This is a genomic window from Flavobacterium sp. GW821-FHT12A05 (assembly GCF_058807735.1).
Genome location: NZ_JBXAQY010000001.1, coordinates 813,713 through 825,551 on the forward strand (window position 1 = coordinate 813,713; position 11,839 = coordinate 825,551).

General features: G+C 34.2%; 8 protein-coding genes. 2 read left to right on the forward strand and 6 right to left on the reverse strand.

The features are described from left to right. The first annotated feature begins 248 nt into the window (after window positions 1-248). Both gyrA and AC1RRQ_RS03310 read left to right on the forward strand, forming a co-directional pair. The gene (gene gyrA / locus AC1RRQ_RS03305) at window positions 249-2,891 is read left to right on the forward strand and encodes a DNA gyrase subunit A (protein ID WP_493021401.1); all 2,643 of its coding nucleotides are present in this window, start codon (window positions 249-251) and stop codon (window positions 2,889-2,891) included. A 40-nt stretch (window positions 2,892-2,931) separates the two neighbouring features. Continuing rightward, window positions 2,932-4,206: a tetratricopeptide repeat protein gene (locus tag AC1RRQ_RS03310; RefSeq protein WP_493021403.1), complete on the forward strand. Its 1,275-nt coding sequence runs from the start codon at window positions 2,932-2,934 to the stop codon at window positions 4,204-4,206. Window positions 4,207-4,285: 79 nt separating this feature from the next. On the opposite strand, the gene AC1RRQ_RS03315 is transcribed toward AC1RRQ_RS03310, so the two are convergent. The 6 genes from AC1RRQ_RS03315 to AC1RRQ_RS03340 all read right to left on the reverse strand — a co-directional run bounded on the left by AC1RRQ_RS03315 (window position 4,286) and on the right by AC1RRQ_RS03340 (window position 11,721). Then, entirely contained in the window at window positions 4,286-4,702 is a 417-nt protein-coding gene (locus AC1RRQ_RS03315; protein WP_493021405.1) for an OsmC family protein, read from the reverse strand. A gap of 430 nt (window positions 4,703-5,132) precedes the next feature. Continuing rightward, window positions 5,133-7,160, reverse strand: coding sequence for a DUF349 domain-containing protein (locus tag AC1RRQ_RS03320; protein ID WP_493021407.1), 2,028 nt, complete (start codon window positions 7,158-7,160; stop codon window positions 5,133-5,135). Window positions 7,161-7,409: 249 nt separating this feature from the next. Beyond that, on the reverse strand, window positions 7,410-8,159 hold the full coding sequence (locus AC1RRQ_RS03325; protein WP_493021409.1) for a lipid A phosphoethanolamine transferase: 750 nt from the start codon (window positions 8,157-8,159) through the stop codon (window positions 7,410-7,412). Window positions 8,160-8,224: 65 nt separating this feature from the next. Beyond that, window positions 8,225-8,974, reverse strand: a complete 750-nt coding sequence (locus tag AC1RRQ_RS03330) for a shikimate dehydrogenase family protein (protein WP_493021411.1) — start codon at window positions 8,972-8,974, stop codon at window positions 8,225-8,227. Window positions 8,975-8,976: 2 nt separating this feature from the next. Then, window positions 8,977-10,371, reverse strand: coding sequence for a tetratricopeptide repeat protein (locus AC1RRQ_RS03335; RefSeq protein WP_493021413.1), 1,395 nt, complete (start codon window positions 10,369-10,371; stop codon window positions 8,977-8,979). 156 nt (window positions 10,372-10,527) lie between these two features. Continuing rightward, entirely contained in the window at window positions 10,528-11,721 is a 1,194-nt protein-coding gene (locus tag AC1RRQ_RS03340) for an aspartate aminotransferase family protein (RefSeq protein ID WP_493021414.1), read from the reverse strand. Window positions 11,722-11,839 lie beyond the last annotated feature (118 nt).

An 11,839-nucleotide genomic window follows, 5' to 3' on the forward strand; every position in this document is an offset into this window, starting at 1 on the left:
TGGTATTGTAAATTTAGTGAATTACAGTTTGAAAAACAAAAACCGTACCCATCGAGAACTACTGTCAGCTAATTGACAAAAAAAATAACAATAAAAGCGTTAAAAAACGCTTAATTTATTAACTAAAACCTAAAATAAAGTTGTTAATAAATCATTTAAATAAGTGTAAGGAAATAGCTGAAAAAATTTTAAAAAAACGTATCTTGGCACGCTTTGAAACTAATATAATTATTTAAACATAACAACTTATGTCTGAAGGAGAAAAGTTAATTCCTATTAACATTGAAGATGAAATGAAATCAGCTTACATCGATTATTCGATGTCAGTAATTGTATCGAGAGCGCTTCCTGATGTTAGAGATGGCTTGAAACCAGTACATCGAAGAGTTCTTTACGGAATGTATGATTTAGGTGTAACTTCAAGATCTGCTCATAAAAAATCTGCAAGAATCGTAGGGGAGGTTTTGGGTAAGTATCACCCGCATGGTGACACCTCTGTTTATGATGCAATGGTTCGTATGGCTCAGGAATGGAGTATGCGTTATTTATTAGTTGATGGTCAGGGTAACTTTGGTTCTGTCGATGGAGACAGCCCGGCAGCAATGCGTTATACTGAGGCCAGAATGCGCAAAATCTCAGAAGATATTATGGCAGATATCGAAAAAGAAACAGTTGATTTCCAGCTTAACTTTGACGATACCTTATATGAGCCTAAAGTAATGCCAACAAGAGTTCCTACCTTATTAGTAAACGGAGCTACAGGTATCGCAGTAGGTATGGCGACAAACATGCCGCCGCACAATTTAACCGAAGTTATCAATGGTACCCTTGCGTACTTGGATAATAATGATATTGAAGTTGACGAATTAATGACGCATATTAAAGCTCCGGATTTTCCAACCGGTGGTGTAATATATGGTTACGAAGGTGTTCGTGAAGCTTTTAAAACAGGTAGAGGACGTATCGTAATGCGTGCAAAAGTGGGCTTCGAAGAAGTTGACGGCAGAGAATGTATTATTGTTACGGAGATTCCATATCAGGTTAACAAGGCCGAAATGATTAAACGTACGGCTGATTTAGTTAACGAGAAAAAAATCGAAGGTATTGCGAATATTCGCGACGAGTCTGATAGAAACGGTATGCGTATCGTTTATATCCTGAAACGTGATGCTACACCAAACGTAGTATTAAATACCTTATATAAGTACACATCATTACAATCTTCTTTTAGTGTAAATAACATTGCACTTGTAAAAGGACGTCCTCAAATGCTGAATCTAAAAGATATGATTCACTATTTTATTGAGCACCGTCATGATGTTGTAGTACGTAGAACTCAATTTGAGTTACGTAAAGCAGAAGAAAGAGCGCATATTTTAGAAGGGTTAATTATTGCTTCAGATAATATTGATGAAGTAATTGCCATTATTAGAGGTTCTAAAAATACCGAAGAAGCTCGTGAGAAATTAATCGAAAGATTCAATTTGTCAGATATTCAGGCTCGTGCTATTGTTGAGATGCGTTTACGTCAGTTAACAGGACTGGAGCAGGATAAATTAAGAGCTGAGTTCGAAGAATTAATGAAATTAATCGAGCACTTAAAAGCATTATTAGCAGATGTTAATTTAAGAACTAACTTAATTAAGGAAGAACTTGAAGAAATCCGCGAAAAGTATGGAGATGCTCGTCGTTCGACTATTGAATATTCTGGTGGTGATGTAAGTATCGAGGATTTAATTGCCGATGAGAATGTGGTAATTACAATTTCTCATGCAGGATACATCAAACGTACTAACCTGACAGAATACAAAACACAAAACAGAGGAGGAGTTGGACAAAAAAGCGCCGGAACAAGAGATCAGGATTTCCTTGAGCACATGTTCGTTGCGACCAACCACCAATATATGATGTTCTTTACGCAAAAAGGAAAATGTTTCTGGATGCGTGTTTACGAAATTCCTGAAGGAAGTAAAACGGCAAAAGGAAGAGCGATTCAAAACTTGGTAAACATTGAAAGCGACGATAAAGTAAAAGCTTTCATTTGTACACAAGACTTAAAAGACAAAGATTACATCAACAGTCATAACCTTGTAATGGTAACGAAACAAGGACAGGTTAAGAAAACTTCTTTAGAGAAATATTCTAAACCTCGTGCTAATGGAGTTGCTGCAATTACAATTAAAGAAGGTGATGAGTTACTTGAAGCAAAATTAACAGATGGAGAAAGCCAAATTATCCTGGCAGTTAAGTCTGGTAAATTAGTTCGTTTTGAGGAAACAAAAACACGTCCGATGGGAAGAACAGCTTCTGGAGTTCGTGGAATCACTTTAAAAGATGAAACGGATGAAGTAATTGGTATGGTTACTGTTGCTAAAAACGATGTTGCCGATTCACAAATTCTTGTTGTAACTGAAAACGGATACGGTAAACGTACTAAATTAGTTGACGACGATGGAGAAGATGTGTACAGAATTACAAACCGTGGAGGTAAAGGGGTTAAAACTCTTAATATCACGGAAAAAACCGGAAAATTAATTTCGATTAATGCCGTAACAGATTCAGATGATTTAATGATTATCAACAAATCTGGATTAACAATTAGAATGGCAATTGAGGATTTACGTGTTATGGGACGTGCCACTCAAGGTGTTAGACTGATTAACTTAAAAGGAAAAGATTCTATCGCTGCCGTTACAAAAGTAATGAAAGACGATGCCGAAGAAGTTATTGTTGACGAAGATGGAAACGTTGTAGAATCGGTTATCGAAAGAGTTAAACCAGATTTAGAAGTTCTTGAAGACGATGGTGTTGTAGAAGATGATGACGATGATGATTCTGAAGAAGAATTAGAAGACGAAGATGATTCTGAAGAAGAAGAATCAGAAGAATAATTAACCACAAAAAATTAATTAAATATACAAATTGAACACTATGAAAAGTAAATATGTAATACTAGCGTCAGCATTACTGATCTCTGTAGCTACGTTTGCTCAAAAAGATCAAATTAAAAGTGCTGAAAAAGCATTAAAAAGCGGTGATGCTCAGGGAGCAATTACAATATTAAATGATGCTGAAAACATGGTAGCAAATGCTAAAGATGTTGAACAGGCACAATTTTATTTTGTAAAAGGAAATGCTTATCTAGACCTTGCAAACAAAAAAGTTGAAGAAAGCAAAAACTTATCTGCAGCTGCTGAAAGCTATAAAAAATTAATTGAAGTTGAAAAAGCATCTGGAAAGTTGAAATATTCAACTCAGGCAGCGGCATCAATTACTGAAATTAAAGGTAAATTGATTAACTCTGCAATTGCTGATACTCAGTCTAACAAAAGTGTTGAAGGTGCTAAAAAATTATACGATGCTTATTTGTTAGATAAAAACGATACAATCAACTTGTACTATGCTGCTTCTACAGCTGTAAATGCTCAGGATTTTGATTTAGCTCTTCCAATGTACGAAGACTTGAAAAAATTAAACTATTCTGGTAAAGGGACTATGTACACTGCTGTAAACAAAGCAAGCGGAAATGATGATAGTTTTGCTAACGCTAAAGAAAGAGATTTAGCTGTAAAATTAGGAACTCACGAAAAACCTAAAACAGAAGCTATTCCTTCTAAAAGAGGTGAAATCTACAAAAACTTAGCTTTAATCTTAGTTCAAAAAGGACGTACAGAAGATGCAAAGAAAGCGGTTGCTGATGCTAGAAAAACAAATCCGGATGATACTTCTTTAATCCTTACTGAGGCTAACTTATATCTTGAGACTAAAGATTTTGAAACGTACAAAAAATTAGTTGGTGAGGCTTTACAAAAAGAACCAAACAATGCTGATTTAGTTTTCAATTTAGGTGTATTGAGTGCTAATGCAAAAAACAATGCAGACGCTGAGAAATATTACTTAAAAGCGATCGAAATTAATCCAAACTATACAAATGCTTACCTTAACCTTGCTGCTTTAAAATTAGAAGCTGAAAAACCAATCATTGACGAGATGAATAAATTGGGTACTTCTGCAAAAGATATGAAGCGTTACGATGTTTTAAAAGCACAAAGAGAAGGTGTTTTCAAAGGAGTTATTCCTTACCTTAAAAAAGCTAACGAATTAGATCCTAAAAATGATGATGTTGCTAAAACATTATTAGGGGTTTACAAAGCATTAGAAATGAGTGCTGAGGCTAAAGCTTTAAAAGCGACAATGAACCAATAATTAGATTATTGAAATTATAATAAAAAACCATCCCGTTTTTTACGGGATGGTTTTTTTATGCTCTAAAATGATATTTTTTCTAAACTAACGTTGCAGATAAAGTAATCGTTGTGTTTAGGAGTTTAGAAATTGGGCAGATCTCTTTTGCTTTCGCTGCTGTTTTTTCAAATTCTTCTGCAGATATTGAAGGTACTTTTCCTTTTAAATCTAAATGAATTAAAGTGATAGTTCCGTCCTCAAAAGTAACTGTCGCTTCTGTAGATAAATCATCTGCAGTAAAACCACCTTCGTTAAGCAAAAAGCTTAATTGCATCGTAAAACAGCCAGAATGAGCTGCTGCGACTAATTCTTCAGGGTTTGTTCCAACTCCATCAGCAAATCTGGTTTTAAAAGACAATTGCGCGTTATCAAGAGTGGTGCTTTGTGTGCTGATTGTTCCTTTTCCTTCCATGCCGGTTCCTTTCCAGTTGGCGTTTGCTTTTCTTGTAAATTTCATATTCTTGTAATTTAAGATTAGTATTAAAATGTTATTTGTTTGATTATCAATAAGTCGTTATTATCAAATATAAACAATATTTTGCAGAATAGTTTTATGAAATTTAATTGTAATGTTAAGTTTAGGGTTTTTAAGTTGGTGAGAATTTAATCGCAAAGCACGCAAAGATTTTTAGTTAGATTGTGTCGATAAACGCAAAGTTCGCAAAGCTTTATTGGTATACTATTGCCAAAGTATGTCATCCTGAGGAACGAAGGATCTTCACAAGAAACTCACACAAAGTTTATCCGGCATGTCGAGTTGCTAACGAAGATCCTTCGTTCCTCAGGATGACAAAAATGAGGAGAAAATGAAACAAAAAAAAACTGCAATGAATTTCTTCACTGCAGTCTTTGTATTTAAATGGTTTTGCTTTCGCTTAACCTGAAAATTATTCTTGATTTAAGTTTCTCAACTGTTTCAATTTGTCTTTCCAAAGTTCCAGGCTTTCTTTGTGAACAGCGATGTTTTTACGAACTTCAAGAACTATTGAGTTTTCTTTTTTAGCATTTTTGGTATTCGTAAAAAACTGAATATTGTTTTCTAATTGGAAAATTTCATTTTGAACTTCTTCAATTTTGCGCATAATGAAAATCTTTTCATTATCTAGTTTGCGAGTATCGTTACTGTCTGACAAAGAATCAATTCTGTTTGAGAAACGCATCATTTCAGATTCTTTTTTGCTTAAACTTAATTTTTCAAAAAGAGCATCTAAAATTTTATTGAATTTCCCTTCAATATGACGTCTTGAAAAAGGAACTTTTCCATATCCTTTCCAGATTTCAATATGCTGTTTTATAGCATCTAAATCAGTTTTGTGATCTCCTGTTAACTGATAAGCTCTTAAAATATCTAAGTACGCCTTTTTGTTGTCGAAAGCACCAACTTCATCAGCATTTTCTTCTGATTTGTGTTCTTTTAATTTATCAAAATAATGGTTGCAGGCATCTTTAAATTCTTTCCAGATTTTATCTGAATATTTTTTAGGAACGTGGCCAATTTGTTTCCACTCTTCCTGAATTTGTTTCATGATTGGAGTAGTAGCGCCAAAATCTGTACTTTCCTGTAATTCTTTTGCTTTAGCAACAAGAGCCATTTTCTTGTTTAAGTTGTCGTTTTGGTCTTTTTTAATGTCTTTATAAAACGAGTTTTTAAAAGCATTAAAGTTTCTAACGGCAGTTTTAAAAGAAGCCCATGTTTCTTCGTTTACTTCGGTAGGAACTTTTCCGGCAGCGAAAAACTCATTTCTAAGTTCTTCTACTTTCTGGATCTGAATAAGCCATTGCGAATGTGAATTTACTTTTTCAGTTCCTAAAACTTCAATTTTAGCAATAATGTCTTTTTTAACTTCAAGATTTTGTTGTTCGTTTGCTCTTTGGCTTTCGAATAAAACTTCTCTCTTGTCGTGTATTTTTTTAGTCAGTTCGCTAAATTTATTCCAGATAGAATCACGGTGTTCTTTAGAAACAGGACCAATATCTTCTTTCCAAAGACGGTGTAAATCTTGCAATTCGCGGAAAGCTTTGCTTACATCGCTTTCGTTTACAAGTTCTTCAACTCTTGCGATAATTTTTTGTTTTTGATCCAGATTGTGTTTAAAATCTAAATCTCTTGCTTCACGATCTAAGTGCAGATAATCATAAAAATTCTCTACATGGAAATGGTAGTTATTCCAAACGTGATTGTATTTGTCTTTTGGAATTGCTCCGGCATTTTTCCATCTTTCTCTTAAATCATTAAAATGTTTAAGCGTATCTTTTATGTTTTCCTGAGGATTTATAAGTTCTTTTAATTCCTCAACAATAGCAAGTCTGTTTTCTAAATTTGACTTTAGATTGGTTTGTAAATGTTTAAAATGAGCGTTTCTTTTCTCTCTAAAAACATTATAGTATTCGTCAAATTTAGATTTTAAAGGAGAGTGGTATTCAAATTCTTCATTAGGATCTTCTTTTGAAGCATTGAATTCTTCTCTTTTTTCCTCTATAAGATGATTGTATTGCAGTAAAAATGATTTTTTAATTTCTTCGATATGGTCTTTTACAGACATTACTTTGTCTATATTAACCAGTTTTTTAAGCTCATCAACAAGTGCATCCAAAGAAAAAGTATCATAATCTTTCATTGGAATATCATGACGCTCTTTCAGCGTCTCATCTTCACTTTCCTCGGCATTAGAATTTGTTATAGCGTCTAATGCATCTTGATGATCTGTTTCTTCAGCTTCGGTTGTTGTTGCAGCTTCATTTTCAGCAGCAGCTTCAGTTGTTGTTACAGCTTCTTTTTCAGCTTCTAAAACAGGAGTTTCAGTCACAGTTTCAGAATCTGTTGTTTCAACAGTATCATTTTGTGCAGCATCAGTAATTTCGATTTCTAATTTTCCGTCTGCTTCTTGCAGGTTATCATTCTTTTCTTCTAACATTTTTAAATGTATAAGGTTTTTACTTTAAACATTGCGAAAGATAGTAAAGGTGTTTCTAACTACAAAATAAATCGTTTGTTTATGCAGTATTTTACGATGAAATTCTTATTCTTTACTTTGTTTTATAACTATGATATAGTGTTTTTTGTTGATTCTTTGAAAGATCTAAAAAACTCGATTTTCTATAATTTTAGAAAAAAGACAACTAAATATGTCCAGTTTAGTGGGATTTTTAAGTTTATTTCTAAATTAAAACAGAATCAGCATTCCAACTTCAATTCCAAAATTATACGTTTTATGTCCTCCAAATGCCACACTCGGATGAATGTAAGCCATGTCGTTTTTAGTTATTTTTCGCCCAAATTCTACAAAAGCATTATTAGGAAAACCTTTATTTGTTGCATTGTATCGAAAGGCTGCATCTACGGCGATCCAGTTTTTTCCTAAAATAAACATGAAATAGTTTTCGAGTGCCGTGGTATTAATATCGCTGCGGTTATCAGATCCGGCAAAACTCGATTGATTTTCTAAAGAAGCAATCCAAAGCATTTTTCTTTTGTTAAAATAAGCACCATAGAATATAGCAGGTGCGAAAACCCATTTTCCTGTTCCAAGAGCGGGATCAGCAGCTGAGTTTGAAATAACTCGTGCTCTAAAGGCAATTCCTTTGCTGTGATTTAAATAGGGGATATAACTGATGCCGGCACCAATATCTCCAATTCCGGTTTTATTGATTGAGTTGGTATTTGTTGATATTAAAGGGAGGTCAACTCTTAAATTCCAGGCCTTATTGGCAATGGGGTGTAGAAAACGGAGTTGGGTTGTGTTATAAGATCCTGTATCGGTATCTAAGTATTCGTTAAATAACAGAATAGTTTTGAGATAATAATGATAACGCGCTTCTGTATACGGATTTTTAGCCTGCTCTATAGTGTCCTGCGCGTTTACAGAAAACGCACACAGACAGCTAACTAAGTAAAACAGGTGATTTTGTTTCATAACTATCTACAAATGAGTAGACTAATTTACGAAAATTACCTTTGTGTTTTAAATTTGCTTGTTTTTTATTTATTCCAGATTTTCCATGCTTTTTCTGCCTGAAAAATAAGCATATCGTATCCGTTTTTAATTACAGCGCCTCTTTCTTTTGCATTTTTCAGGAATTGAGTTTCGGCTGGATTATAAATCAAATCGTAAGCGATATGTTTTTCTGTAAAAAACTCATACGGAAGATCCGGACAAGCTTCGATATTAGGACTTGTTCCTACTGGCGTACAGTTTATTATAATTTGGAAATTATCAAAAGTTGTAGCGTTGATTAAATTATAATCGATAATGTTTTCTTTTGCTTCTCTCGAGACAAAAGTGTACAAAATATCCAGCTCATCAAGAGCAAAAGCGACACCTTTAGACGCACCGCCAGTTCCCAGAATCAGCGCTTTTTTGTGATGCGGTTCCAGTAATGGTTTTAATGATTTTTTAAAGCCGTAATAGTCAGTGTTGTATCCTTTTAATTTCCCGTTTTTGGTAAATTTAATCGTGTTTACAGCACCAATCAAAGCTGCTTTTCTGGAAAGTTTATCTAAAAAAGGAATGACTTGTTCTTTGTAGGGAATCGTAACATTTAAACCTTTCAAATCCGGATTGTTTTTCAGTAATCCTGTAAGGTGATCAATTTCGGCAATATCAAAATTTTCGTAGCTGTTGCCTGCAAAAATTTCGTTATTGAATTTCTCTGTAAAATAACCTTTTGAAAATGAGTAACTAATATTACGGCCCAATAAGCCAAAACGCCTTTTTAAAATTCCAATCATTATTATTTTCTGTGTTTTTCGATATAATTTCTAACTGTTTTTTTGGTCCATACTACAGGGAATAAATCTTCGATTAAGATGTAATTATCGAAGTTTAAACGCAAACCATTACTTAAATGGAATTTTGCCTTAGTGTTGTCCTGAATCATAAAATACAGCCCGGCTAAACGATATTCAATTTCGTTTTCTTCCGGAAAATATTCTGTTGCCTGTAATAAAGTTTGAATTGCGCTTTCAAATTCTCCAAGAAACTGAAGGATATCAACCCAAAACAACCAAGTATCTAAAGCATGATCTCCAAATTCTACCGCTTTTCTGTATCCAAACTCAGCTTCTTCAAAAAAGTTCATTTGTTTGTTGATCGTTGCATAACGTTTCCAATACATACGATTTTGATTGTCGATGGCTAATGCTTTATTGACAAAAAATAAGGCTTTCTGGAAGTTTTTCTGGCGAACATGAAAATCGGTAATGGCAATCCATCCTTTATCTAAAAGCGGATCTTCGTGTACTGTTTGGTTGTAATATTGAAGTGCTTTTACAGCATTTCCTAATTTTTCATAACATTTTCCTATACGCAATAAGGCATACGAAGTTGCGTCGTCTAACTCGATTGTACGATTGTAACTTTCAATTGCTTCGTGATATTTTTTAAGACGCTCGTAAGCTTTTGCTTTTTCCATAAAAGCACCTAAAAATTCATCGTCAATTAAAGTAGCGTAATCAAAAGCGCGAATGGCATTTTCATATTCTTTTACGCCATAATGCAAACGTCCCAGCTGATGCCAGGCGATTTCACTATAAGGGTTTTTGTTGATATAATCGTTAAGATAAACAATAGCTTCCTGGTTTTGATCTAAAAATTCAAAACAATAGACTACGTTATACAAGGCAGACTGATCTTCTAAATCTTCTTCAAGACATTTGATGAAGCTCTCTTTTGCGAGCTCGAGATTATCCATAAAAAGATATTCCATTCCAATCAAGTTGTACACGTCAGCGTAGTCGTCAGTATATTGCAGGGCAATTTTAAGCAATTCTACCGCTTTTTCGTGTTGATCTCTCTTAGAACAAATATTGGCTTTCTGGATGTAAATTTCCTCGTTATTAGGTTCAATTGCATACAACTCGTTTAAAAGCTTCTCAGCGATTTCAAGTTTGTCTTCGTAAACCAGCATTTCTACTTGTACTAATTTTAAGCCTGTAGATTTTGGATGTTGGTCTAATGCAAGTTTTAAGGCCTTTTTTGCTAAATTAGCCTTGCCTATATCTAAATAATGAAGAATGATTTCTTCGAATTCTTCAGAATCAAAAAAGAGTACTTTGTTCGTTTTTAACATCGACTCAAATTTTGATAAGGATAGGTTATAATCTTCTTCTTCGTTGCTTAATTGCATACTTTGTTTTATTTGAAATTAGCCTGTTATAAATTTAGGCAACCATATAATTGATGTGGGGAAGGAAAATTAATTGTTTTGAACAATTTAATTAACAATATAGACAGAATTAATATGCTGTTTTTAGTTGTAATCTTTTGAAATTTAAAAGATTAATTAAGCTTGTTCTTTTTTTAATATTTCATCCATAACGTTTAAAATTATGGAACAGCCTTCTTTTATTTCTTCTTCAGAAATGGTTAACGGCGGTGTTATTCTTATTGCGCATCCTTCAAACAGCAGCCAGAATAATATTAATCCTTTGTCCTGACAATTTAAAATAACCTCATTGGTTATATCTGCTGTTTCGGTCATTGCAGCGAGCATTAATCCCTTTCCTCTAACTTCTTTTATCAAAGGATGTACCAAAAGCGATCTAAAGAGTTTTTCCTTCTCTAATGCTTCCTGCATTAAATTTGTTTCAGTTAATTCCTGCAAAGTAGCCAAACAAGCTGACGCAATGACAGGGTGTCCTCCAAAAGTGGTGATATGTCCTAATTTTGGGTTTTCGGTTAAAAGATCCATTTTTTCTGCCGATGCTGTAAAAGCTCCTACAGGCATTCCGCCTCCCATACCTTTTCCCATAACGACAATATCCGGTACAACATCGTAGTTTTGAAAACCAAAAAGTTTTCCGGTTCTTCCAAATCCGGGCTGGATTTCATCTACAATCATCATCGCTCCAACTTCATCGCAGCGCTTGCGGACTTTTTGCAGAAAATTATTTTCCGGTTGAATAAATCCGGCACCGCCTTGAATGGTTTCAAGAAGAATTGCCGCTGTTCTGGTTGTTATTTTTTCTAAATCGGCTTCGTTATTAAAGGTAATAAAATCAACATCTGGCAGTAAAGGTCTAAAAGCCTGCTTGCGCTCTTCAAATCCCATAACACTCATAGACCCCATTGTGTTTCCGTGATAGGCGTTATGACATGAAATAAGCTGACTGCGTCCTGTTGCTCTTTTGGCTAGTTTTAAGGCGCCTTCGATAGCCTCTGTACCTGAATTTACTAAATAGGTTTTGTTTAATGATTCCGGCAGGAGTGAAGCCATCAATTTGCAATATTGAACGGCCGGACTTTGAGAATATTCTCCGTAAACCATTACATGCGAATATTTGTCTAACTGATCTTTTATAGCCTGGTTGACTCTGGGATGCTGATGTCCAAGCGTACAAGCTGAAACTCCGGCAACAAAATCTAAATATTTTTTATCGTTTGTATCGTAAATATAGGAACCAACGGCATGCGAAACTTCCATTCCCAGAGGATAAGGAGAAGTTTGTGCCTGGTATTTTATAAAATCTGGATTCATTTTTTTAAAGGTTCAAAGTGGCAAAGGTACTAAGGTTCTGAGGTTTTTATTTCAGGTTTTTTGTTAGGTTCTGTAAACTGCGACTGAACACTGAATACTTAAAACTGTGACTAATTTT

What these genes read in the sequence shown, in the direction of transcription:
- gyrA (WP_493021401.1), top strand. Translation starts at nt 249, where the DNA reads ATGTCTGAAGGAGAAAAGTTAATTCCTATTAACATTGAAGATGAAATG.
- AC1RRQ_RS03310 (WP_493021403.1), top strand. Translation starts at nt 2,932, where the DNA reads ATGAAAAGTAAATATGTAATACTAGCGTCAGCATTACTGATCTCTGTA.
- AC1RRQ_RS03315 (WP_493021405.1), bottom strand. Translation starts at nt 4,702, where the DNA reads ATGAAATTTACAAGAAAAGCAAACGCCAACTGGAAAGGAACCGGCATG.
- AC1RRQ_RS03320 (WP_493021407.1), bottom strand. Translation starts at nt 7,160, where the DNA reads ATGTTAGAAGAAAAGAATGATAACCTGCAAGAAGCAGACGGAAAATTA.
- AC1RRQ_RS03325 (WP_493021409.1), bottom strand. Translation starts at nt 8,159, where the DNA reads ATGAAACAAAATCACCTGTTTTACTTAGTTAGCTGTCTGTGTGCGTTT.
- AC1RRQ_RS03330 (WP_493021411.1), bottom strand. Translation starts at nt 8,974, where the DNA reads ATGATTGGAATTTTAAAAAGGCGTTTTGGCTTATTGGGCCGTAATATT.
- AC1RRQ_RS03335 (WP_493021413.1), bottom strand. Translation starts at nt 10,371, where the DNA reads ATGCAATTAAGCAACGAAGAAGAAGATTATAACCTATCCTTATCAAAA.
- AC1RRQ_RS03340 (WP_493021414.1), bottom strand. Translation starts at nt 11,721, where the DNA reads ATGAATCCAGATTTTATAAAATACCAGGCACAAACTTCTCCTTATCCT.